General features: G+C 71.1%; 21 protein-coding genes and 2 pseudogenes. 12 read left to right on the forward strand and 11 right to left on the reverse strand.

Annotated elements, in window-relative coordinates; all coding sequences use genetic code 11:
* Nucleotides 1–279: 279 nt before the first annotated feature.
* The 4 genes from NGB36_RS30110 to NGB36_RS30125 form a co-directional block, all read right to left on the reverse strand.
* Nucleotides 280–507: a tautomerase family protein gene (locus NGB36_RS30110; RefSeq protein WP_255923766.1), complete on the reverse strand. Its 228-nt coding sequence runs from the start codon at nucleotides 505–507 to the stop codon at nucleotides 280–282.
* Between the two features lie 207 nt (nucleotides 508–714).
* A complete protein-coding gene (gene glnA2, locus NGB36_RS30115; RefSeq protein WP_255923767.1) occupies nucleotides 715–2,076 on the reverse strand; it encodes a gamma-glutamylpolyamine synthetase GlnA2 in 1,362 nt (453 codons plus the stop codon).
* Between the two features lie 204 nt (nucleotides 2,077–2,280).
* Complete coding sequence (locus NGB36_RS30120; protein ID WP_255923768.1) at nucleotides 2,281–3,129, reverse strand: alpha/beta fold hydrolase; 849 nt, start codon at nucleotides 3,127–3,129, stop codon at nucleotides 2,281–2,283.
* The gene (locus tag NGB36_RS30125) at nucleotides 3,126–3,959 is read right to left on the reverse strand and encodes a DUF998 domain-containing protein (protein WP_255923769.1); all 834 of its coding nucleotides are present in this window, start codon (nucleotides 3,957–3,959) and stop codon (nucleotides 3,126–3,128) included. The genes NGB36_RS30120 and NGB36_RS30125 overlap by 4 nt, the downstream gene beginning before the upstream one ends.
* 109 nt (nucleotides 3,960–4,068) lie before the next feature.
* Between NGB36_RS30125 and NGB36_RS30130 the strand changes: the two genes are divergently transcribed.
* Nucleotides 4,069–5,823, forward strand: coding sequence for an NAD+ synthase (locus tag NGB36_RS30130; protein WP_255923770.1), 1,755 nt, complete (start codon nucleotides 4,069–4,071; stop codon nucleotides 5,821–5,823).
* A 42-nt stretch (nucleotides 5,824–5,865) separates the two neighbouring features.
* Here NGB36_RS30130 and NGB36_RS30135 read toward each other — a convergent pair whose 3' ends face one another.
* Both NGB36_RS30135 and NGB36_RS30140 read right to left on the reverse strand, forming a co-directional pair.
* Entirely contained in the window at nucleotides 5,866–7,128 is a 1,263-nt protein-coding gene (locus NGB36_RS30135; RefSeq protein ID WP_255923771.1) for an MFS transporter, read from the reverse strand.
* A gap of 166 nt (nucleotides 7,129–7,294) precedes the next feature.
* Complete coding sequence (locus tag NGB36_RS30140; RefSeq protein ID WP_255923772.1) at nucleotides 7,295–8,332, reverse strand: endonuclease/exonuclease/phosphatase family protein; 1,038 nt, start codon at nucleotides 8,330–8,332, stop codon at nucleotides 7,295–7,297.
* A gap of 231 nt (nucleotides 8,333–8,563) precedes the next feature.
* Here NGB36_RS30140 and panB point away from each other — a divergent pair, with 231 nt between their 5' ends.
* The 5 genes from panB to NGB36_RS30165 all read left to right on the forward strand — a co-directional run bounded on the left by panB (nucleotide 8,564) and on the right by NGB36_RS30165 (nucleotide 12,769).
* On the forward strand, nucleotides 8,564–9,418 hold the full coding sequence (panB, locus tag NGB36_RS30145) for a 3-methyl-2-oxobutanoate hydroxymethyltransferase (protein WP_255923773.1): 855 nt from the start codon (nucleotides 8,564–8,566) through the stop codon (nucleotides 9,416–9,418).
* A 194-nt stretch (nucleotides 9,419–9,612) separates the two neighbouring features.
* On the forward strand, nucleotides 9,613–10,167 hold the full coding sequence (locus NGB36_RS30150; protein ID WP_255923774.1) for a sigma-70 family RNA polymerase sigma factor: 555 nt from the start codon (nucleotides 9,613–9,615) through the stop codon (nucleotides 10,165–10,167).
* Nucleotides 10,164–10,871 carry an anti-sigma factor family protein gene (locus NGB36_RS30155; protein WP_255923775.1) on the forward strand — a complete coding sequence of 236 codons (708 nt, stop codon included), beginning with the start codon at nucleotides 10,164–10,166 and terminating at the stop codon, nucleotides 10,869–10,871. The genes NGB36_RS30150 and NGB36_RS30155 overlap by 4 nt, the downstream gene beginning before the upstream one ends.
* A gap of 81 nt (nucleotides 10,872–10,952) precedes the next feature.
* Entirely contained in the window at nucleotides 10,953–11,960 is a 1,008-nt protein-coding gene (locus tag NGB36_RS30160; RefSeq protein WP_255923776.1) for an ATP-binding cassette domain-containing protein, read from the forward strand.
* Nucleotides 11,957–12,769, forward strand: coding sequence for an ABC transporter permease (locus tag NGB36_RS30165; protein WP_255923777.1), 813 nt, complete (start codon nucleotides 11,957–11,959; stop codon nucleotides 12,767–12,769). The genes NGB36_RS30160 and NGB36_RS30165 overlap by 4 nt, the downstream gene beginning before the upstream one ends.
* 38 nt (nucleotides 12,770–12,807) lie before the next feature.
* Here the strand turns inward: NGB36_RS30165 and NGB36_RS30170 are convergent, their stop codons facing one another.
* The gene (locus NGB36_RS30170; protein WP_255923810.1) at nucleotides 12,808–16,158 is read right to left on the reverse strand and encodes an AfsR/SARP family transcriptional regulator; all 3,351 of its coding nucleotides are present in this window, start codon (nucleotides 16,156–16,158) and stop codon (nucleotides 12,808–12,810) included.
* Nucleotides 16,159–16,290: 132 nt separating this feature from the next.
* On the opposite strand from NGB36_RS30170, the gene NGB36_RS30175 reads away from it, so the two are divergent.
* On the forward strand, nucleotides 16,291–17,076 hold the full coding sequence (locus tag NGB36_RS30175; protein ID WP_255923778.1) for a site-2 protease family protein: 786 nt from the start codon (nucleotides 16,291–16,293) through the stop codon (nucleotides 17,074–17,076).
* A 4-nt stretch (nucleotides 17,077–17,080) separates the two neighbouring features.
* Here the strand turns inward: NGB36_RS30175 and NGB36_RS30180 are convergent, their stop codons facing one another.
* The 3 genes from NGB36_RS30180 to NGB36_RS30190 all read right to left on the reverse strand — a co-directional run bounded on the left by NGB36_RS30180 (nucleotide 17,081) and on the right by NGB36_RS30190 (nucleotide 18,369).
* A complete protein-coding gene (locus tag NGB36_RS30180; protein ID WP_255923779.1) occupies nucleotides 17,081–17,290 on the reverse strand; it encodes a hypothetical protein in 210 nt (69 codons plus the stop codon).
* Nucleotides 17,291–17,382: 92 nt separating this feature from the next.
* Complete coding sequence (gene npdG, locus NGB36_RS30185) at nucleotides 17,383–18,093, reverse strand: NADPH-dependent F420 reductase (protein ID WP_255923780.1); 711 nt, start codon at nucleotides 18,091–18,093, stop codon at nucleotides 17,383–17,385.
* Nucleotides 18,094–18,147: 54 nt separating this feature from the next.
* Nucleotides 18,148–18,369 (reverse strand): hypothetical protein, encoded by a 222-nt coding sequence (locus NGB36_RS30190; protein WP_255923781.1) that lies wholly within the window; start codon nucleotides 18,367–18,369, stop codon nucleotides 18,148–18,150.
* Nucleotides 18,370–18,492: 123 nt separating this feature from the next.
* On the opposite strand from NGB36_RS30190, the gene map reads away from it, so the two are divergent.
* Together map and NGB36_RS30200 are read left to right on the forward strand one after the other, a co-directional pair.
* Nucleotides 18,493–19,350 (forward strand): type I methionyl aminopeptidase, encoded by an 858-nt coding sequence (map, locus tag NGB36_RS30195; RefSeq protein ID WP_255923782.1) that lies wholly within the window; start codon nucleotides 18,493–18,495, stop codon nucleotides 19,348–19,350.
* A 70-nt stretch (nucleotides 19,351–19,420) separates the two neighbouring features.
* Entirely contained in the window at nucleotides 19,421–20,446 is a 1,026-nt protein-coding gene (locus NGB36_RS30200) for an SCO2278 family lipoprotein (RefSeq protein ID WP_255923783.1), read from the forward strand.
* Between the two features lie 37 nt (nucleotides 20,447–20,483).
* Here the strand turns inward: NGB36_RS30200 and NGB36_RS30205 are convergent, their stop codons facing one another.
* On the reverse strand, nucleotides 20,484–21,191 hold the full coding sequence (locus NGB36_RS30205) for a bifunctional DNA primase/polymerase (protein ID WP_255923784.1): 708 nt from the start codon (nucleotides 21,189–21,191) through the stop codon (nucleotides 20,484–20,486).
* Nucleotides 21,192–21,430: 239 nt separating this feature from the next.
* On the opposite strand from NGB36_RS30205, the gene NGB36_RS30210 reads away from it, so the two are divergent.
* From NGB36_RS30210 to alc, 3 genes and pseudogenes are all read left to right on the forward strand, one after another.
* A complete protein-coding gene (locus NGB36_RS30210) occupies nucleotides 21,431–22,096 on the forward strand; it encodes a biliverdin-producing heme oxygenase (RefSeq protein WP_255923785.1) in 666 nt (221 codons plus the stop codon).
* A 74-nt stretch (nucleotides 22,097–22,170) separates the two neighbouring features.
* Nucleotides 22,171–22,428 (forward strand): annotated as a pseudogene (locus tag NGB36_RS34100) (helix-turn-helix domain-containing protein); the annotation flags it as partial.
* Nucleotides 22,334–23,194 (forward strand): annotated as a pseudogene (gene alc, locus NGB36_RS30220) (allantoicase); the annotation flags it as partial. The pseudogenes NGB36_RS34100 and alc, both read left to right, overlap by 95 nt.
* Nucleotides 23,195–23,217: the final 23 nt, after the last annotated feature.

The raw sequence follows: 23,217 nt of genomic DNA on the forward strand, positions 1-23,217 counted from the left end.
GAGTACAACGGCCGCGACGACAACGGGCAGGAGTACAACGGCCGCGACGACAACGCCGGGGCCATCCGCTGATGCGCAAGCTGTAAATCTGTCGGCTTATGCCTACGCAGGTTCGAACCCTGCCGCCACACGGAAGAAACGGTCCCTGACCAGCGAGAACGGTCAGGGGCCGATCTCATTCCCGGCGCGTTCGAGTGACCGTGATTTCCTGCTGTTCCCCGCCCGACCTGGCACGCGCGTGGCACGCGCTGAGCGTCTCGATGCGCGCGTCCAGGCAGATCAGGCCGCCGGTGCAGTCGCGCGCTTGGCTCGGACATCTTGGGCTGTAAGTGCCTCGCCGCCAACCGCCCACTCGCCACTGGGGGTCTCGGTGATCACGACGTGCGTGAACGGTCGCAGCGCTTCGCCTTCAATGGCGATCACTGCCTCAGAGACGTTCTCGACCAGCCGTCGCTTCTCCTCGGGTGTGAACGCTCCGGCGATCACCTTGATGTCGATGAACGGCATAACCTCCTCCTCCCTGCTGTGGTCGGGGGTTATCACCCCTCACCCTCATTCGTCCAAGAGGGCGCAGATAGGGCCGTGCGGCCTCTGATGGGTGTGCCGCTCTTCGTGTAACCAGCGGTGCCCCAAGCCCAACCGGCCTATGCCACCGAGACCATTTGAACCGCTGGCCCGGATACGTCTTGGGCGCCGAAAGGCCCTGACCTGCGCCTACAGCACCGGCAGGTTCTTCTTCAGCTCGAACGGGGTGACCTCGGAGCGGTACTCCTCCCACTCCTGCTTCTTGTTGCGCAGGAAGAAGTCGAAGACGTGCTCCCCCAGCGTCTCGGCGACGAGTTCGCTGCGTTCCATCAGCGAGATCGCCTCGCCGAGATTCTGCGGCAGCGGTTCGATGCCGAGGGCTCGGCGTTCGCGGTCGGTGAGCGCCCACACGTCGTCGTCGGCGCCGGCCGGGAGTTCGTAGCCCTCCTCGACGCCCTTGAGGCCGGCGGCGAGCAGGACCGCGTAGGCCAGGTACGGGTTGGCACCGGAGTCGAGGGAGCGGACCTCGACGCGGGTCGAGACCGTCTTGCCCGGCTTGTACATCGGGACGCGGATGAGCGCGGAGCGGTTGTTGTGGCCCCAGCAGATGTACGAGGGGGCCTCGCCGCCAGCGCCCGCGGTGCGCTGGGAGCCGCCCCAGATGCGCTTGTAGGAGTTGACCCACTGGTTGGTGACCGCGGAGATCTCGCCGGCGTGGTTGAGCAGCCCGGCGATGAAGGAGCGGCCGACCTTGGACAGCTGGTACTCGGCGCCCGACTCGTGGAAGGCGTTGCGGTCGCCCTCGAAGAGCGAGAGGTGGGTGTGCATGCCGGAGCCGGGGTGCTCGGAGAACGGCTTGGGCATGAAGGTGGCCTGCACACCCTGCTCCAGCGCGACCTGCTTCATCACGAGCCGGAAGGTCATGATGTTGTCGGCCGTGGAGAGGGCGTCGGCGTACCGCAGGTCGATCTCCTGCTGGCCCGGGGCGCCCTCGTGGTGCGAGAACTCGACCGAGATCCCCATGGACTCCAGCATCGTGATCGCCTGGCGGCGGAAGTCCTGGCCGACGTGTTGCGGGGTGTGGTCGAAGTAGCCGGAGGAGTCGGCGGGGGTGGGTCGGGTGCCGTCCACCGGCTTGTCCTTGAGCAGGAAGAACTCGATCTCGGGGTGGGTGTAGAAGGTGAAGCCGAGGTCGGAGGTCTTGGACAGGGTGCGCTTGAGGACGTAGCGCGGGTCCGCGTACGACGGGGAGCCGTCGGGCATGAGGATGTCGCAGAACATGCGGGCCGTGCCGGGAGACTCGGCACGCCACGGCAGGATCTGGAAGGTGCTGGGGTCGGGCTTGGCCAGCATGTCGGACTCGTAGACGCGCGCGAACCCCTCGATCGCCGAGCCGTCGAATCCGATGCCCTCGTCGAATGCCTGCTCCAGTTCGGCAGGGGCCACCGCGACGGACTTCAGGAAGCCGAGCACGTCGGTGAACCACAGCCGCACAAAACGGATGTCGCGCTCCTCGAGAGTGCGGAGCACGAACTCCTGCTGCTTATCCATGATCCCCTATCCTTGCAGGTCGGACGGCTGGTCACCCGGTATGGGCCGGTGTGGGGCAAGAGGACGGCACCTCAGTATCACTCCGCCTGGTTTCCGACGCGTTTCGCTTCGTCTTGCGATCGTCTTCCGCGTCGTCGCCCGTGGCGTACCGCCATTGTGGGACACGCCGCCCGACTTCATCGACCCACCCTCCCGCCTCGGATGTCACCTGGACGCGGCCGGAACCGTGGCGAGGATCGCGGAGGCGAGGTCGCCGGGGCTGTCGGTCATCACCATGTGTCCGGCCGGGGCGGCGACGCGGAAGGCGGCGCCGAGGGTGTCCGCGAGTGCACGCTGGCGCTCCAGCGAGCGGCGGGACCGAGCCGAGCCGCTCGCGTCGTATGCGGCGAGGACGGTGACCGGGACGGGCGGCAGCGGGGCGCGGGAGCGCAGGGCGCAGAGCTCGGCGGCGACGTCGCCGTGGCGGACGTTCTCCTGCAGTGCGGCGCGCAGCCCTCGGCCGGTGCGGTAGCAGCGGCGTACGAGGGCGGGCGGGGCGGGGTCTCGGGCGGAGAGCGACGAAGCCCGCCACACCAGGCGGCGGGCGGCAGGACCGAGCAGGTACGGGACGGCGGAGGCGGTGAGCACGTCGGCAAGTGCCTGCGCGGCGGCGATGCGCAGGCACGGGGCGGGGGGCGGCTTCCGGCGGATCGCGTCGCTGCCGTCGACGAGGACGACGCCTGTGGTACGCCCGGGATGGAGGCGGGCGAAGGCCTCGGCGTGGAAGGCGGCGAGGGAGTGGCCGACGACGGTGCAGGGGCCGGTCAGCGCGAGCGCGTCGAGGACGCTCCGGATGCGGTGTGCCTCGGCGAGGAGGGTCGGGGGTGTGGTGGCGGGCGCGCTGAGTCGGAGGCCGGGGCGGTCGAAACGGACGACGGTGCGGTACGGCGTGAGGAGCGGCACGACGGGGTCCCAGTCGAACCAGCACATGCCGAGGCCGGCGCTGAGCACGCACACCGGGCCGCTGCCCTCGCGGACGACGTGCAGCGGGATGCCGTCGATGCGCAGGATCACGGCGGGGTCCCCTCCCGGCCGCCGGCTCGCCCCGCGTGGACGAGCGACGCGCCGAGAACGGCGAGCCAGACGGCGATGAGCGCGACCTGGGCACGCTGTCCCGCTCCGAGGGCCCATCTGACGCGCCAGGCCTCGAATGCGGCGACGGCGGCCAGCGTCCATACGGTGGCGCCGAGCTCGGCGGCGACGAGGTAGGGGCCGACGCGGCCGAGCCACGGCCGGCAGCGGTCCCGGCGGGCGGCGACCGTGAGCGTCACCAGGCCCACGAGCGCGCAGAGCACGGCGAGGGAGCTGACGACGCCGTGCGCGGTGTGCGTGGCCGGGACCAGACCGGCGGTCTCGCGTGCCTCGCAGGCCCGGTCGCTGGTCGGGGCACAGCTGAGCGGCAGCCGGGAGTCGACGACGGTGGCGACGCCGAAGAGCGCGAGCGACGCCCAGCCGGTCACCATCACGAGCCTCGTCAGGGGCGGGGCCAGGGGCCGGGCCAGAGCCCGTCGTACGGCGGGCGGCCGGACGAACGGCCGGGCGAACGGCCGGGCGAACGGCCGGGCGAGCGGCCGCGCCAGGACGATCGCGCAGCCGCCGAGCACGGCGAGCCCGGCCACCAGGTCCGTCGCGCGGAAGATCCCGCCGAGCGGGCGGTCCTGCGCGGCCAGTTCACTGACGTACGCGTGCACCGGGTCCTGCCGCGTGACCAGGACGGCTTCGAGCACCCACGCGGTGTATGCGACGGCGCCGAGCAGCAGCAGGCTGCCGGTCAGCCGGAATTCCCAGCGGCGCGGGCGCTTGCGGGGGCGCGCAATGTTGCGGCGGTGGGTGGAGAGCGCCATAGCGCATGATCGCCCGGTGCCGGGGTCCCTTGCACGCCCGGCGCGGGTCGGGCGAGTCTGTGAGCCCCCGCCCGGCCCATTGCGTCGGTTGGACGATTACGCTGGGCGCGTGCCTCAACTTCGTCTCGCCCTCAATCAGATCGACGTGTGCGTCGGGGACCTCGCCGGGAACTCCGACCGGATCGTGCGCTGGACCCGGCACTCCGCCGATCAGGGTGCGCATCTGGTCGCGTTCCCCGAAATGGCGCTCACGGGGTATCCGGTCGAGGATCTTGCGCTGCGTCCGTCCTTCGTCGAGGCGTCGCGGGCCTCGCTCGCCGCGCTCGCGGGGCGCCTGGCCGACGAGGGCCTGGGCGAGGTGCCGGTCGTCGTCGGGTATCTCGACCGCAGCGAGCGGGCGCAGCCCCGCTACGGGCAGCCCGCGGGCGCGCCGCAGAACGCCTCGGCCGTGCTGCACCGCGGGGAGGTGGTGCTGTCGTTCGCCAAGCACCACCTGCCCAACTACGGCGTCTTCGACGAGTTCCGTTACTTCGTGCCCGGCGACACCCTGCCCGTCATCAGGGTGCACGGCATCGACGTCGCGCTCGCCATCTGCGAGGACCTGTGGCAGGACGGCGGCCGGGTGCCGGCCACGCGTACCGCGGGCGCCGGGCTGCTGCTGTCGATCAATGCGTCGCCGTACGAGGTGGCCAAGGACGACACCCGTCTGGAGCTGGTGCGCAAGCGCGCCCAGGAGGCGGGCTGCACCCTCGCCTACCTGGCGATGACCGGTGGCCAGGACGAGCTGGTCTTCGACGGCGACTCGATCGTCGTCTCGGAGGAGGGCGAGGTGATCACCCGCGCACCGCAGTTCGAGGAGGGGTGTGTGCTGGTCGACCTCGACCTGCCCGCCGCGGCGGACGAGGCGCCCTCGGGCACGGCGGATGACGGTCTGGAGATCGAGCACCGCACGATCTCGGCCGCGCCGCTGCCCGCGTACGAGGCGCCGGTGCACGGTGAGCAGGCGGCGCGGCTCGGGGATGACGAGGAGATCTACACCGCTCTCGTCGTGGGCCTGCGCGCATATCTCGTGAAGAACGGTTTCCGCACTGTGCTGCTCGGCCTGTCCGGCGGCATCGACTCGGCACTCGTCGCGGCGATCGCCTGCGACGCGATCGGCGCCGGCAACGTGTATGCGGTCTCGATGCCCTCGCGCTACTCCTCGGAGCACTCCAAGGGCGATGCGGCCGAGATGGCCCGGCGTACCGGGCTGAACTACCGGACCGTCCCGATCGGCCCGATGTTCGACGCGTACATGGGGTCGCTGCACCTCACGGGCCTCGCGGAGGAGAATCTGCAGGCCCGGCTGCGCGGCACCACCTTGATGGCGGTCTCCAACCAGGAGGGCCACCTGGTGCTGGCCACGGGCAACAAGTCCGAACTGGCCTGCGGTTATTCGACGTTGTACGGCGACGCGGTGGGCGGCTTCGCGCCGATCAAGGACGTGCTGAAGACCAAGGTCTGGGACCTGGCGCGGTGGCGCAACGACGCAGCCGTCGAGCGCGGCCAGGTCCCCCCGATCCCGGAGAACTCGATCATCAAGCCGCCCAGCGCCGAGCTGCGTCCCGGCCAGGTCGACACCGACTCGCTGCCCGACTACGAGCTGCTCGACCGCATCCTCGACCTGTACGTGGAGCAGGACCAGGGCCGGGAGGCGATCATCGCCGCCGGGTTCGACGCCGACACCGTGGTGCGGATCCTGCGTCTGGTGGACACCGCGGAGTACAAGCGCCGCCAGTACCCGCCGGGCACGAAGATCACCGCGAAGGGCTTCGGCAAGGACCGCCGCCTGCCGATCACCAACCGCTGGCGCGAGGGCGGCTGACGGTTGCCTGCCTGACGGCGTCCCGGCCGTCGGGCCGCGTCCTCAGACGCGGTCGGCGGCCGTCTCGACGTGGGATGCTCCCCCTGCCTTCGGCGTGAGGTGCCCTCCCCCTGCCTTCGGCGGGAGGTGCCCCCTGCCGGCGACGACGCGGGAGCCGGCAGGGGCCGCGCGGTCGAGCACGCCCGCGGTGACGGCGACGGCCAGGCCGGTGGCGGCGAGGAGGGCCGCCACGTAGCCCGGCGAGGTCCAGCCCCAGCCGAGGCTGATGGCGACACCGCCGATCCAGGCGCCGCCGGCGTTGGCGAGGTTGAACGCCGCCTGGTTCGCCGCCGAGGCGAGCGTCGGTGCGTGCCGGGCCTTGTCCATCACCGTGATCTGCAGGGGGGTGGTCGTGGCAAAGCCGACGAGGCCCAGGGCGACGACGGCGGCGAGGGCGGTCACCCTGTTCTGCACCGCGAGCGGGAAGAGCGCGAGGACCAGTGCCAGCGCACCCAGGGCGCCGTAGAGAGTGGGCCGCAGCGCCCGGTCGGTGAGCGGGCCGGCGATGAGCGCACCGAGCGTCATGCCCACGCCGAAGAGCGCCAGCACGAGGGTCACCATCGACGGCGACAGGCCGGTCACGTCGGTCATCATCGAGGCGAGGTAGCTGTAGACGGCGAAGACGCCGGCGAAGCCGAAGACCGTCGTCAACAGTCCGAGCAGTACCTGCGGGTTGCGCAGTGCTCCGGCCTCGCGGCGCAGCCCGCCCTTGCGCTCAGCGGGCAGCTGCGGCACGAGCGCGGCGAGCGCCGCCACGGCGATCAGCCCGATGACGGTGACAACGCCGAACGTGGCGCGCCAGCCCACCTGCTGGCCGAGGAGGGTCGCGACGGGGACACCGAGGACGTTGGCGAGGGTGAGCCCCAGGAACATCGTCGCCACGGCGCGGGCGCCGCGTCGTTCGTCCACCATGCGGGCCGCGACGACCGCGCCGACGCCGAAGAAGGCGCCGTGCGGCAGACCTGCGAGGAAGCGGGCGGCGAGCAGCGTGGAAAAGCCGGGAGCGAGCGCCGAGACGAGGTTGCCGACGGTGAAGAGCGCCATGAGGAGGAGCAGCACGCGCTTGCGGTCGAGCTTCGAGGTGAGCGCGGTGAGCAGCGGGGCTCCGACGACCACGCCGAGGGCGTAGGCGGAGACGAGATACCCGGCGGTGGGGACGGAGGTGTGCAGGTCGCCTGCGACGTTGGGCAGCAGGCCCATCATCACGAACTCGGTGGTGCCGATTCCGAAGGCGCTGATCGCGAGGGCGAGCAAGGCCAGGGGCATGGGGGTGCGGGACCTTCCGGATCGAGGTGGAGCAATGGACGGGAGGGTTTCGTTCAGTTCCGGAACAAAGTATGGGCCATGGATGATTCCCCTGCGTGAATCGGACGGGTCCGCGATGTACCGGTTCTGCTACAGACGGGTGCAGCGGGAGCGCGGGACTACGCAGTCACGGGCCGACCTCGACGGTGGCGGCGACGGGACGGTGGTCGCTGCCGGAGTCGGGCAGCACCCACGAGGTGGTCGGGACGACGCCCTTGACCATGATCTGGTCGATGCGCGCCATCGGGAACCGGGCCGGCCAGCTGAAGCCGAATCCGTCACCCGCCGCGCCCTGGGCGGAGCGCAGCTGCGACGTCAGCGGTGCCAGGCTGCGGTCGTTCATGGTGCCGTTGAGGTCGCCGAGCAGGATCACGTCGTGGAGCGGCTCGGATGCGATCGCCTCGCCCAGCGCGGCCGCGCTGACGTCGCGCTGGCCGGCGGTGAAGCCGCCCTTCAGGTGCACCCGCACCGATGGCATGTGCGCCACGTAGACGGCGACGTCGCCGTAGGGGGTGGCGACGGTCGTACGCATCGCGCGCACCCAGCCGAGCTTGATGTCCACCGGCTGCGTGTCCCTGATCGGGTACCTGCTCCACAGCCCGACGGTCCCCTCGACCGCGTGGTAGGGATAGGCGCCGGCGAGACCGCGTTCATAGACGGGCAGCGCCCTGCCGGTCAGCTCCTCGAGGGCGACGATGCCCGCGTGGGCGGCGAGCACGTGCCGGGTGGTGGCGGCCGGGTCGGGATTGGCGGCGTCCACGTTGTGGGTGAGGACGGTGAGGTTGCCGCCGGGAGCGGACTTGCCGGTGACCAGTCCGCCGAACAGATCCAGCCACACCAGCGTCGGCACGACCACCGCGACCAGCGTCAGCGCCGACCTGCGGAGCAGCCCGACCACCAGCAACAGCGGAACGGCGAGGCCGAACCACGGCAGGAACGTCTCCACCAGGCTGCCGATGTTGCCGACCGAGTCGGGGACGGAGGTGTGGAACGCCATGACCAGGGCGACCGCCACCGCGAGCGTCGCGGTGAGGCTGCCTCGCCGCCAGGTACGGCCGTCGCGCCAACGGCTGCGCGGACGCGGCCGGCGCCCGTTCCAGGGCGCCGACCCGTTCCAGGGCCCCGTGCTGCCCGTCGTCCCGTCCGTCGTGTCCGCCTGAGCCATGGGCCCCCTTCCGGTCGCGTGCCTGCTCCTACGGGTGGTTACGGCTGGTGGGACGAGCCCTGCCGCGGGGCGGGTTCCAAGATCGTGGCCCGGACGGGCCTCTGTGACACGATGCGCACATTCGGGCCTCGCCGGGTCCAGGGCTTTCCGCCGCACTCCGCTCGTGCCAGCATGGAGCTGATCCGGGGACGCCGTCAGGGCGCCTCGAGACGACGAACAGGAGCCGTTGCCATGACGCACGTCGAGGCTGCGCACGACCCGAAGGCCCTCTACGGCGGGACGGGCACCCGCCGTATCACCGTCCGCGACATCGCCGCCGCCAAACACCGCGGCGAGAAGTGGCCCATGCTCACTGCGTACGACGCCATGACCGCCTCCGTCTTCGACGAGGCCGGCATCCCGGTGCTGCTCGTGGGCGACTCCATGGGCAACTGTCACCTCGGCTACGACAGCACCGTCCCGGTCACCATGGACGAGATCACCATGCTCTCCGCCGCCGTGGTGCGCGGCACCAAGCGGGCGCTGATCGTCGGCGACCTGCCGTTCGGCTCGTACCAGGAAGGTCCGACCCAGGCACTGCGCAGCGCCACCCGCCTCGTCAAGGACGCCGGTGTCGGCGCCGTGAAGCTGGAGGGCGGCGAGCGCTCCGCGCACCAGATCGAGCGGCTGGTCTCGGCCGGCATCCCGGTAATGGCGCATGTCGGCCTCACCCCGCAGTCCGTGAACGCCTTCGGCGGATACCCCGTGCAGGGGCGCGGCGAGGAGGCCGCGCAGCAGCTGCTGCGGGACGCCAAGGCGGTGCAGGACGCGGGAGCCTTCGCAGTCGTCCTGGAACTGGTGCCGGCCGAGCTGGCCGCCGAGGTCACCACCGCGCTGCACGTCCCGACGGTCGGCATCGGCGCGGGGCCGCACTGCGACGCGCAGGTGCTGGTGTGGACGGACATGGCCGGCATGACGGCCGGCCGGGTGCCGCGCTTCGTCAAGCAGTACGCGCAGCTGCGCGACGTGCTCAGCGGCGCCGCCACGGCCTTCGCCGACGAGGTGGTCGGCGGCGTCTACCCGGCCGCGGAGCACTCCTTCCACTGACTCCACAGAGCGAACCGACGCACTGAGCAAACGGTCACACTGACAAACGGTCGCACTGAGCAATCGGTCGCACTGAGCAATCGGTCGCACTGAGCAATCGGTCGGCGCGCTCCGTATGTCCTGGTGGTTCCCGGCGTGCCCGGGAGCCGGGACATACGACAGGACGTACGGAGCGAGTCGACCGAGGACCGGGCATGCGCGAGGATGCACTCGTGGCCGACCAGCGGCGCTCCCCCGGCTCCGGCCGGGAGGAGGAACTGATGCGGGCGTTGTATCGCGATCACGCGGGCCCGCTGCTCGCGTACGTCTCCCGCCTGGTGGGCGGCGATCGGTATCTCGCCGAGGACGTGGTGCAGGAGACCCTGCTGCGTGCCTGGCGGAGTGCCCCCCGGCTCGATCCGACCGCCAGATCGCTGCGCCCGTGGCTGGTGACCGTGGCGCGCAGGGTGGTCATCGACATCCACCGCCGTCGTCTCGCCCGGCCCGACGAGACGGGCCCCGTCGCCCTGGAGCGGGTCCCCGCGGAGGACGAACTCGAGCGTGCGCTGCGGCTGATGACGATCTCGGACGCGCTCGACGAGCTTTCCGACGCCCATCGCCAGGTGCTCATCGAGACATACTTCAAGGGGCGCACCGCCAACGAGGCCGCGACCGAACTCGGAGTGCCGCCGGGTACCGTACGGTCGCGGCTCTTCTATGCCTTGCGCAGCCTGCGGATCGCGTTGGAGGAGAGAGGTGTGACCCCATGAATGACCACGACCACCTCGATCCCCATGCGACCCCCCGCGACCCCCATGTCGATGTGGCTGCCTACCTCCTCGGGGCGCTGGACGGCGACGCAATGGACCAATTCGAGCGGCACCTCGCCACCTGCGCCGTGTGCTCCGCCCGGCTCGACGAGCTCAGTGGCGTGGTGCCGGTGCTTGCGGAGGTGAAGGCGACGGGCGTGCCCCGGCCGCCGGGCGACGGGATGCTCGACCGGCTGCTCGGCTCGGTGGCGGCCGAGCGCCGTGCGAAGCAGCGACGCCGCGTGCTGGTGGGTGTCGCCGCCTCGGTGCTGATCGTGGCCGGGCCGACAGCGGCCGTCCTCGGGACGCAGGCCTCCGGGCCGCCGCCATACGTCCAGACCCAGCCGGGCGCGCAGTACAGCGCGACCGACCCGAGCAGCGGCGCACACGCGACCCTGCGGCTGACCGGGCAGAAGTGGGGTACCCACGTCGATCTGACGCTCACCAGCGTCTACGGCCCGAATACCTGCCGTCTGGTGGCGGTCGGCCGCTCCGGGCGACAGGAGACGGTGGCCAACTGGACGGTGCCGACGTCGGGTTACGGCACCGAATATCAGCCCGCCCCGCTCACGGTCCAGGGATCCACCGCCATGTCGCCGTCCGACATCGCCCGGTTCGACGTCATCGCCTCGACCGGGCAGCATCTGGTCAGCGTGCCGGTGTAACCGGCGTGTCGGTGCCGGTGTCGGTGCCGGTGTCGGTGGCCTGTCGGCGGTTTGTCGGTGGCGTCGGCGACAGTCGGTCGCATGACGAGTTCAAAAGTGACCAGGACGGCCGGCGCTGGTCGGGTGGCCGTCGAGGTACGGGGCCTGGTCAAGCACTACGGCGAGACCAGGGCGCTGGACGGCGTGGACCTGGACGTGCGCCAGGGCACCGTCCTCGGCGTGCTGGGGCCCAACGGTGCGGGCAAGACCACCCTCGTACGCATCCTGTCCACCCTGATCGCGCCGGATGCGGGCAGCGCGCGTGTCGCCGGGTACGACGTGGTGGCCCAGCCACGGCAGCTGCGCCGGGTGATCGGGCTGACCGGCCAGTACGCCTCGGTGGACGACAAGCTCTCCGGGCGCGAGAACCTCTACATGATCGGCCGGCTGCTCGACCTGTCCCGCAAGGAGGCGAGGCGGCGCGCCGACGAGATGTTGGAGCGCTTCTCGCTGACCGACGCCGCCAAGCGGCCTGCCCTGCAGTACTCCGGTGGCATGCGTCGCCGCCTCGACCTGGCCGCGTCCATGATCGGGCATCCGGCGGTGCTCTACCTCGACGAGCCGACGACCGGTCTCGACCCGCGCACCCGCAACGAGGTGTGGGAGGAGGTGCAGCGCATGGTCGCCGACGGCGCGACGGTGCTGCTCACCACCCAGTACATGGAGGAGGCCGAGCAGCTCGCGAACGAACTGACGGTCTTCGACCGGGGGCGGGTGATCGCCTCGGGGCGGGTGGACGAGCTGAAGGCGAAGGTCGGCGGCCGGACGCTGCAGATACGGCCTGCGGATCCGGGGCAGCTGGCCGCCATGGCGCGGATGTTGCCGCAGTCGACGCCGGATCCGGAGACGAGCGTGCTCAACGTTGCAATCCGCAGCGACGAGCAACTGACCGAGGTGATCGGCAGGTTGGGCGCCGGCGGTTTCGCGATCGCCGGGATCAGCACCCATCTGCCCAGCCTGGACGAGGTGTTCCTCGCCATCACGGGCCAGAAGGCGTCCGTTCCGGCACAGGACCGCGGCGCGAGCGAACTCGAGGAGATGGTCGCATGAGTGCCGTCACGGTCGATGCACCCGTCGGCGAGGGCCGGATCGGGGTGCGGGCCAATCTGCGGCACATCGGGGCGCTCGCCCGCCGCAACGCGCTGCGGATCAAGCAGGATCCGGAGTCGATGTTCGACGTGTTGCTGATGCCGATCATCTTCACGCTGCTGTTCGTCTACGTCTTCGGCGGCGCGATCTCCGGCAAGGGCCACCAGCACGAGTACCTCAACTACGTGATCCCGGGCCTGTTGGCGATGATGGGCATGAACATCGCCATGAGCGTCGGCACCGGCATCAACGACGATTTCAAGAACGGCGTGATGGACCGCTTCCGGACGATGCCCATCGCCAGGTCCTCCGTCCTGATCGCGAAGATCGTCGTCGAGATGGGACGGATGCTGATCGCGGTCGCGATTCTGCTCGGCATGGGGTTCCTGCTGGGCCTGACCATTCACACCTCGGTGTCCATGCTGCTCGCCGCGGTCGCACTGGCCATGCTGTTCGGTGCGTCGCTGATGTGGATCTTCATTCTGCTGGGACTGACCATGAAGACGGCGCAGGCCGTGCAGGGGGTTGCCATGCTGGTGCTGATGCCGTTGCAGTTCGGCAGCTCGATCTTCGCGCCGCCGAGCACGATGCCGGGCTGGCTGGAGGGGTTCACCAAGTACAACCCGCTCTCCAACCTCGCCGACGCCTCCCGCGCCCTCGTCAACGGCGGCGCGGTCGCCCACTCGGTGTGGATGACGCTCGCCTGGACCGTCGGGATCACGGCGGTGACGGCGCCGCTCGCGGTCGCCAAGTTCCGCAAGAAGACCTGACGCCGCCACACATCACCACCCCCGCAGGGCGCCGTCCGTCAGCGGCACGCGTCGTGCGCCACGGCGAGTGCCTCCTCAGCGGTGAGGCGCTCGCCCTCGGCGTAGGCGGCCTCGTACGCCTCGTCACCGAGGAGGGGACGCAGCAGCCCGGCGGCTTCCTCCAACTCCTGGCGTTCCATCGGGCTGCTGCTGTCGGGGTGCAGCAGATGATGTGCGCCGAGCAGGACCGCCCCCCGCCTGGCGCGCTCGGCGGCGGCCTCAGGGCCGCCGCCGCCGCGCGCCGTCGTGCTCATCGCCACCACCCCGATGATCAACGGCATCAGGACAACGCCCATCCGCGGGGCCATGGCCTCGGAGAGCGGATGGCCGAGCAGTCTGTCATAGCAACGGCGGGCCATGAGCAAGCCCTCCATCGGGTCCCCGGCGCGCGCCGCCAGCCAGCCGCCGAAGGCGTCGAGCATGCCGGCGACGAACCCGGGCGTGCCGGGCAGCAGTTCTTCCCGCATCGCGTCGAGCTGGAGATGTGCCTCCTCCAGGTGGCCGCCCCTGCCGAAGAGCAGGATCAGCAGCATCCGGCCCATCATCCGGGCACCGCTCCCCACCGTGCCGAACCGCTCGGCGTCCTCGATGCCGACGTGGATCAGCCGCTCGCCCTCGGCGCTCTTCCCGCCGTTGAGGAGGGCCTGGCCCAGCCGAACGGTGAGCTCGGGCACCTGCTGATGGGCGCCGAGTTCGCGGGCGATGGCGAGCGCCTCGCGGCAGCACTGCGCCGACTGGTCGAACTCGCCCAGCGCGATCGCCGCTTCAGCCTCCGCCGCCAGCGCCTCCGCCACGCCCCAGCGGTCGCCGATCCGCGTGAACAGCTCACGGCTCTCCCGCGCGTCGTCCAGCGACTGGGCGAGCCGCCCCGCGGCGTCGTTGAGCACCTTGGCCCGGATCTGCAGGGCGAAGGCCAGCTCCCACACCTTGCCGTGGGCGCGGCAGACGTCGACGAGCTCGTCGAGGAGCCTGGTTATCTCGTCGAAGAGCCCGCCGATCCAGGAGGCGAACGGCCGCAGTATGCCGGCGCGCGAACTCGCCTGCGGCAGCGGCGGGGCGTATGCGGCCATCATTGCCTCGCAGCGCGCGCGGTCGGGAGTGGAGGACAGCCGCACCAGATCGTTGTCGGTGGCCGTGATCTGGATCAGACGCAACCACCGCCGGGCCTCATCGAGCTGCTCGGCGGGCATGGGCAGCGGCGCGTCGAGCGGCTCGGCGGTGAGCGGCAGCAACGGCGCCGGGGGATCGCCGAACGGGTCGGGGCCGAGGGCCGCCACCTCCCGTGCCCAGGTGGACAGTTCGCTCTGGTAGTTGCGCATCGACCAGAACCACGAGCAGGAGAGCACCAGTTGCAGCGCCTCCTGCTCGTCACGGGTGTCGACGGCGCGGTGCAGCGCCGCCCGGATGTTGTCGTGCTCGCCCTCCAGCCGCTCCAGCCACCGTAGTTGCTCCCGTCCGCGCAGCTTCGGGTCGGCAGTACGTGCGAACTCGCGGTAATACGCGATGTGGCGGGCGCCGACCGCACGCTCCTCGCCTGCCTCGGCGAGCCGCTCGGCGGCGTACTCGGCGATGGTCTCCAGCATCCGGTAGCGGGCGCCGTCCTCAACCGCGAGATCGGCGACCACCAGCGACTTGTCGACAAGGGAACCCAGCAGGGAAGCGACGTCCCGCACATCCAGTGCGGCGTCCCCGCACACGGCTTCCGCGGCGGCGAGGTCGCAGCCGCCGGAGAAGACCGACAGCCGGCGCAACAGCGTCCGCTCCCCCGCTTCGAGGAGCTCCCAACTCCAGTCGACGACCGCACGCAGCGTCTGCTGCCTCGGCAGCAGCGTTCTGCTGCCGGCGGTCAGCAGCCGGAAGCGGTCGTCGAGCCGGTCGGCGATCTGGCGTGGCGTCAAACTGCGCAGCCGGGCCGCGGCGAGCTCGAGGGCGAGCGGCAGGCCGTCGAGGCGGCGGCAGATCTCGGCACAGGCCTCGGGATCGTCGTCGGGGTCGAAACCCGGGCGCGCCGAGGCGCCGCGGTCGGCGAGCAGTCGCAGCGCGGTGGGCTCGGGCAGCGGGTCGACGGGACGCACCGACTCGCCGGGCACACCGAGCGGTTCGCGGCTGGTGGCGAGGACCGTCACCTGCGGGCAGTGCACCAGCAGCCGCTCGGCGAGACCGGCGCAGGCGCCGATGAGGTGTTCGCAGTTGTCGAGGACGAGCAGGAGCTGACGACTTGAGCAGTACTCGGTGAGGGTGGCGAGCGCGTCCTGGTGCCTGGCCGCATCGGCGAGCGCCCGGTCAGCGCTGCCGGCGTGGATCGCCGTCTCGCGCAGCCTCAGGGCGCTCAGCACCACCTCGGGCACGGTGCGCCCGTCGGCGACGGGCGCCAGCTCGGCCAGCCAGGCGCCATCGGGCCACCGCTGCCCGTACCGGTCGGCGGCCTCCTGCGACAGCCGGGTCTTGCCGGAGCCCCCCGGCCCGGTGAGGGTGACCAGGCGGGACGCGGCCAGATCGTCACGCAGCGCGGCGAGGTCGCCCTCGCGCCCGACGAAGCTCGTCAGCCGCGCCCGCAGATTCCCCTTGCCGACCACCCTCTTGCCGACCACCCCCTTGCTGATCGCCGGCGTATGCGCCGGCGGACCGAGCAACTCGGCGTGCAGAGCGCGCAGTTCCGGTCCCGGATCGGCGCCGAGCCCCTCGGCGATGGCGGCGCGTATCTGCTCGTAGGCGGCGAGGGCCTCGGCCGTACGCCCCGCGTCGCGCAGGGTGCGGATGCGCAGGGCGTGCAGCTGCTCGTCGAGCGGGTGCGCCGCGCAGAGCGCTTCGAGCTCGGGCAGGACGCGTTCGGCGTTGCCGAGCGCCGCGTCGGCGGTGAGCCGCAGCCTGACCGCCTTCGCGTGCAGCACCTCGGCGCGGCCCGCGTGCGCGGCGCGGTCGGGCAGATCGGCGAGGGGCGCACCGCCGTCCCACAGCGCGTGCGCGTCGTCCAGCAGCCCGGCCGCCTTGGCGGGGTCCCCGTCGGCGAGCGCGCGGGCGGCATCGGCGGTGAGCCGTTCGAAGCGGTACAGGTCGACGTCGTCAGTGGCGGCCTGAAGCCGGTAGCCCCCGTCGACGGAGCCGATCGCCTCGCGGCCGAGGGCCCGGCGCAGCCGGGCGATGAGCGCCTGCAACGCGCCTGCCGCGTCCGCGGGCGGCTCTCCGTCCCACACCTCGTCGATCAACGTGCCGGCGGGCAGCACCCTGCCGGGCCGCAGCGCGAGCGCCGCGAGCAGGGCACGCAGCCGCGCACCGCCGAGGGGTACGGCGGTGCCGTCGTCACGGTGGGCCCGCGTCGGTCCCAGGATGCAGTAGCGCACGCCCCTCATTGTGGTGGATGGCGCCGGCATGCGGCGGTGTCACGCCGTGGACGGCGGCTCCGCGCGCAGCCGGCGGACCCTGTACCGTCGCGTCCGTATGCCCTGCGTATGCCGTACGCCCGTACCTCAGGAGCCCCCGCGATGACCACCGCTTCCATCCGCCGAGACCGGCAGGTCAGCCCCGTGTTCCTCGGGCTGGTGGCGATCATGGCCGTGACCGGCTGGGCGGTGTGGGCCCAGTACTCGGCGAGCACCGGTTTTGCGATCTTCCTCTTCGTCGTCTCCGGCTGGATCGTTTCGCTGTGCCTGCACGAGTACGCACACGCGCGCACCGCGCTGCACGGCGGTGACATCACGGTCGGCGCTAAGGGCTATCTCACGCTGAACCCGCTGAAGTACACGCACGCGGCGCTCAGCATCCTGCTGCCGGTGATCTTCGTCATCCTGGGCGGGATCGGACTGCCCGGCGGTGCGGTGTTCATCGAGCGCGGGCGGATCCAGGGCCGTCTCAAGCACAGCCTGATCTCGGCGGCCGGACCGCTGGTGAACCTGGTCTTCGCGCTCGCCCTGATGCTGCCGTTCACCTTCGGCCTGCTGGACGGCGCGCCGCTCGCCTTCCACGCGGCGCTGGCGTTCCTGGCGTTGCTGCAGGTCACGGCGGCGATCTTGAACCTCGTACCGGTGCCGGGCCTGGATGGCTACGGGGTGATCGAGCCGTGGCTGTCGTACGGGATCCGCCGCCAGCTGGAGCCGTTCGCACCGTTCGGGCTGATCGCGGTGTTCGGGCTGCTGTGGGTGCCGAGCGTCAACGTCCAGTTCTTCGACGCCATCCACGCGATCATGCGCGCCTTCCACGTGGACGACTACTACTCGTCGCTCGGCTACAGCTGGTTCCGCTTCTGGGACGGCTCCCCGTTCGGCTCCTGACCGGTCAGTTCCCGGCCGCGGCGCGCTGTGCCTTCGCCTTGCGGACGTAGAACCACGCCATGTTGCTCGACAGGCCGGCGAGCAGGATCCACACCACGCCCAGGAAGCTGCCCTGCGAGAAGGCCACACCCGCCGCGATCAGCGCGAGGACGCAGACGGCGGCGGCGAAGAGGGCGAGTCGCCCGGTCGGGCCGGGTGGGAGCAAGCGGGGCATGGGGGTCGGCTCCTGTCGGGTCGTATACGTCGTACGTCCCGGCAATTGTCTCCCACGCCCCGCCACCGCCTGCACCACGGCCCGCCCGCGGCTCACACGTCGGTGATCCGCAGCCCCGCGTGCGCCTTGTAGCGGCGGTTGACCGAGATCAGATTCGCCACCAGCGACTCGACCTGATGGGCATTGCGCAGCCGGCCTGCGTAGATCCCCCGCATCCCGGGGATGCGGGCGGCGAGCGCCTGCACGATGTCGGTGTCCTCGCGGTTGTCGCCGAGCACCATCACATCGGTGTCGATCTGCGCCACCTGCGGGTCCTGCAGCAGAACCGCCGACAGGTGGTGGAAGGCGGCGGCCACCCGCGACTGCGGCAGCAGGGCGGCGGCCTGCTCAGCGGCGCTGCCCTCTTCCGGCCGGATCGCGTAGGCGCCCTTCTTGTCGAAGCCGAGCGGGTTGACGCAGTCGATGACGAGCTTGCCCGCGAGCTCGTCCCGAAGCGACTCCAGCGTCTTCGCGTGCCCCTCCCACGGCACGGCCACGATCACCACGTCGCTTTCCGTTGCGCATTCGGCGTTCTCGAGGCCGCGTACGCCGAGTCCGAGTTCTTCGGCCGCGGTGCGCGCCCGGTCGGCGCTGCGCGAGCCGACGATCACCCGCTGGCCGGCCGTGGCCAGCCGGTAGGCGAGCCCCCGGCCCTGGTCGCCCGTGCCACCGAGGACGCCGACGACCAGTCCGGAGACGTCCGGCAGCGCCCGGGGATCCTTGGCCGCGGGCTTGTTCGCTTCAGCTGCAGCTTCTGTAGTCATACCGGGATCCTGCCAGCCGCGGTGGCGCCCCGCCGCACCCGGCTTCGCCGATCCCTACCCCGGCTCGCCGCCCTGCCCGGCCCCGGGTCCGCCGGCGTCCCACTCGTCGTTGCGCTCGGCGACGATCTCCATGGCGTGCTCGGCCTCGTCACGGCTCTGGTAGGGACCCATCCGCTGCTTCGCGGGGCACTGCAGCCCCTCCTCCGCCGTCCTGTGCTTCAGGCAGTAGTACCACTCACCCGGCTTGCCGACCGGCTTGCGTCTGAACAGCGCCATCGCCGCCTCCTGGTTAACGCACGTCCCTGCTGGCCATGGTTCCCACCCGTCGCCCTCCACCACCCTCGGACTAGGCGCTGCGCGCCGCATCTTCGATTCTGCCGCGCCGATACACTCGCTGACATGTCTGGCCAGTCTCTTCTCGTTCCCGGCACACTGTCACCGACCCGCAAGGTGCCTGCCTCGATCCCGCGCCCGGAGTACGTGGGCAAGCCCGCGCCCACCCCGTACACCGGTCCTGAGGTGCAGGACGGCGAGACGATCGCGAAGATGCGGATCGCCTCGCGCATCGCGGCGCAGGCCATGCAGGAGGCCGCGTCGGCGATCAAGCCGGGTACCACCACCGACGAGCTGGACCGGATCGCCCACGAGTACATGTGCGATCACGGCGCCTACCCCTCCGACCTGGGCTACCGGGGCTTCCCCAAGTCGATCTGCACCTCGCTCAACGAGGTCATCTGCCACGGCATCCCGGACTCCACCGAGCTGCGCGACGGCGACATCGTCAACCTCGATGTGACGGCATACATCCACGGGGTGCACGGCGACACCAACGCCACCTACGTGTGCGGCGATGCCGACGAGGAGTCGCGGCTGCTCGTCGAGCGGACCCGTGAGTCGCTCAACCGCGCCATCAAGGCCGTCAAGCCGGGCCGTCAGATCAACGTCATCGGCCGCGTCATCGAGTCGTACGCCAAGCGCTTCGGCTACGGCGTCGTACGGGACTTCACCGGCCACGGGATCAACACGGCGTTCCACTCCGGGCTGATCATCCCGCACTACGACGACCCGCGTGCAACGACCGTGATGAAGCCGGGCATGACGTTCACCATCGAGCCGATGCTGACCCTGGGGACGTACGAGTACGACATCTGGGAGGACGGCTGGACGGTGGTGACCAAGGACCGCAAGCGCACCGCCCAGTTCGAGCACACGCTGGTCGTGACGGAAAGCGGCGCCGAGGTGCTCACGCTGCCGTAGCCGTGCGCCGCAACCGGTCCGTCGCCGGTATGGTTGCGCCGGTTCTCACGCCAGAAGGAGCTTGTCCCCGATGACCGCGCCGCCCCCGCTCGCCCGGCTGACCGTTCGGCTTCGACAGCAGCGCAGGCTGCGACGTGGCGTACTCCTGCTCGCGGCATCGGCGCTGCTGGTCCCCTCGGCGGCCGGGTGCGTGACCGTGGACGGGGCCGAGGCGCTCATACCCTCGGTGAAGCAGTCCGATGCCCAACAGGTGCTCGACCACTTCGCGCAGGTCAACAACGAGGCCAACGCCCAGCTGGATGCGTCGCTCAACGACGGGATCGAGACCGGCGCACTCGGCGCGATCGACCAGGCGGGCATCAAGGCGCGGCACATCAACGACCCCGCCGGCAACCCGGGTTACCAGCAGCTGCGGTTCTCCGACGCGCATTTCCTCATCCCGCAGCAGCGCGGCTGGCCCAAGTGGTTCATCGCCGACACCGCGTCGAACCGGGACACCGAACGCTGGCTGATGGTGTTCACCCGCAACAGCTCGAGCGAACCGTGGCGGGCCGAATACCTCACCACGCTCCCGCAGTCGCAGCTGCCGCAGTTCGCCACCGACGCCTCCGGGTACGTGGAGCCGGTGCCGGTCTCCGGCTCCGGCCTGGTGGTGCAGCCGGACCAGCTGAGCGCCCAGTACGCCGCCTATCTGCAGCAGGGCGACAAGGGCTCGGCGGTCTTCGCCGACGGCAACGACACCTCGGGCCTGCGGCAGCAGCGGCGCACGCAGTACGCGCCGACCTCACAGCTCGTCACCCAGTTCGCGGACGAGCCCGCCGATCCGTCGCAGTATCCGCCGGTCGCGCTGCGGCTCACGGACGGAAGCGCCCTGGTCTTCTTCACGACGCACCACGTGATGCGGCAGACGGTCGCCCAGGGACCGGTGAAGATCACGGATCCCGACATCAACGCGTTGATGCAGGGAACGCCCAACAAGTCCGTGACGTTCAACAAGATCGCCGAGGAGCTCGTGCGGGTGCCGGCCGCCGCCTCGGGCGGCAAGGTCGTCTTCGTGAACCGGATCGAGGGCCTGGTCAGCGTCACCGGCCAGTAAGCCGGCAGGCCGGTAGGGGTCCGGGAGGACCGGACCGTCAGCCGTACGGCAGCGGCGCGGCCTGTTCGCCCTCCTCGTCGGCGGCCTGTGCGCATGCGTCGGCGAGCACGTCGAGCAACGGCAGCGCATCGGGCAGCGGGAGGTCGGGCGGGCGGATCCAGGTGACGACCGAGCCGTCGGGGAGCCGGGAGGGCGGCAGCAGCACGTAGCTGCCGCGGCAGTGCCACCGCAGTCCGGGGTGGTCGTCGAGGGTCTCGGGGTGGCAGTCGAGCTCGCACGGCCACCACTCGTCCTCGTCCTCGGGGGTGCCGCGGGTCGCGGTGAAGAAAAGCAGTCGGCCCGGTCCGCGCGAGGCGACCGGGCCGACGGCGAGGCCTTCCGCGGCCAGGCGCTCCAGGGCGATCTGCCCCGCGGAGGCGGGTACGTCGAGCACGTCGTGGTTGACGCCGGTCGCGGTGACGAAGTTGGCGCGCGGCTCGCTGCGCAGCCAGCGGGCGATCTGCTCCGGGTCCGTGGTGGCCTGGGTCTGCCAGGCGAACGAGACGGGGTGCACCGCGGGGGTGGGACAGCCGATCCGGTCGCAGGAGCAGCCGAATCCGGACACGTGCGCGGCAGGGGCGACGGGGAACGACGCGGCCGCCGCGGACAACAGGAGCTCCGTCACTCCGGGCGCAGGCTGATCCGCACCGGCTGAGCTGCGGGAACGACGCCGCAGCCACTCGGACATCCTGCTCCTGCGTTCCATCGAGCCCCTCTCTCGCTCCTGCCGCCGGCTTGTGGCCCGCCCGGTACGTGGAGGACCCATCCTCCTCCCTCTGTGTCGTGCGCGTGAACGCGGGGTGGCTTCCGGCGCCGTCAACCGCGAGATGTGGCCGAATCCCGACAGGTCGAGGCGCTGCGGCTGCCAGTGCCCGCGCGCGGCGATCAATGGCGGTGTACAGTTTTACCGACAGCGTGTCGGTAAAACTTCTTTCAGCCGAGCCGATGGAGGCCCGCGTGACCGTGACACCGTTCTCCGCCCAGATCCGCACCGCGACCCATGCGCAGCACACCGAGGCCGAGGAGTCCGCGTTCATGGGAGACATGCTCGGCGGGCAGCTCGGCGTACAGGCGTACGCCCGCTACACCGAGCAGCTCTGGTTCGTCTACCGCGCCTTGGAGGACGCCGCGGACCTGCTCGCCGACGACCCGGTGGCCGGCCCCTTCATCCGGCCCGAACTGATGCGGGTGGCCGAACTGGAGCGGGATCTGGCGCACTTGGGCGGTCCCGGATGGCGGGCGGCCACCAGCGCCCTGCCCGCCACCGCCGCGTATGCCGACCGCATCCGCGACGTCGGCCGCACCTGGCCGGCCGGCTATGTCGCCCACCACTACACCCGCTACCTCGGCGACCTGTCGGGCGGCCAGGTCATCCGCGGCGTGGCGGAGCGCACCTGGGGCTTCGAACGCAAGGGAGACGGCGTGCGGTTCTACGTCTTCGACTCCATCGCCAACCCGGCGGCGTTCAAGCGCGAATACCGTGAGCTGCTCGACGCGCTGCCGGTGGACGAGGTGGAGCGGCAGCGGGTGGTCGAGGAGTGCCGCCGCGCCTTCGCCCTCAACACCGCGCTCTTCGCGGAGTTGGGCGCCGAGTTCCCGCTCAGCGCCTGATCCCCGGCTGCGGAACCACTGCGCACCTGACAGCCTCATGCGCGGCGGCCTCACCCATCGATTAGATTTTCTGCATGGTCGACTGGGATGGCTGGAACCTCAGAAAGCTGCGGATCCTGCGCACGCTGGGAGAGCAGGGCACCGTGACCGCCACCGCCGAGGTGCTGCGCATGACGCCCTCGGCGGTCTCCCAGCATCTTGCGGCGCTCTCCCGGCAGCTCGGCGTGACGCTCCTCGCGGCGCGGTACCTCCGCGGCCACCCCGCACCCGGACGGCGACGACCACGACTGGGCGCTGATCCGGCTCGGTGCGCCCGGCGTCATCCGCGGGCTGATCGTGGACACCGCGCACTTCCGCGGCAACTACCCGCAGGCGGTCAGTGTGGAGGCGACGGCCGTCGAGGGTTCGCCGAGCCCGGAGCGGCTGCTCGCCGACGACGTGAAGTGGGAGCAGATCGTGCCGCCCACGCCCGTGCGCGGCCACGCCGCCAATGGCTTCACCGTCACCGCGGAGCGCCGCTTCACACATCTGCGCCTCAAGCAGCACCCGGACGGCGGCATCGCCCGGCTGCGCGTGTACGGGGAGGCGGTCCCCGATCCGTCCTGGCTGGAGTTGCTCGGCACCCTCGACCTCGCCGGCGTCCTCAACGGCGGCGCGATCGAGGACGCCTCCGACCGCTTCTACTCCCCGCCCCTCAACCTCATCCTCCCGGACCGGTCGAGGAAGATGGACGACGGCTGGGAGAACCGCCGCAGGCGCGACGGCGGCAACGACTGGGTGCGGCTGCGCCTCGCCGCGCAGGGCGAGATCCGGGCCGTCGAGATCGACACCGCCAACTACAAGGGAAACGCGGCCGGTTGGATCGCGCTCCACGCCCGCGACGAGACCACCGGCGGCGAGTGGACCGAGATCCTTCCGCGCACCCCGCTCCAGCCCGACACCTTGTACCGCTTCACGCTCCCGGCCCCGGCCACCGCGACGCACCTGCGCCTCGACGTGCTGCCCGACGGCGGCGTCGCACGGCTGCGGGTGCACGGCAGCCTCACCGCCGCAGGGCGCGACGCCCTCGCCGCCCGTTTCGCGCGGCTCACCGGGTGACCTGCCGCTGCGCGGGATGGACA

This window comes from Streptomyces humicola (assembly GCF_024436035.1).
Lineage (GTDB): Bacteria > Actinomycetota > Actinomycetes > Streptomycetales > Streptomycetaceae > Streptantibioticus_B > Streptantibioticus_B humicola.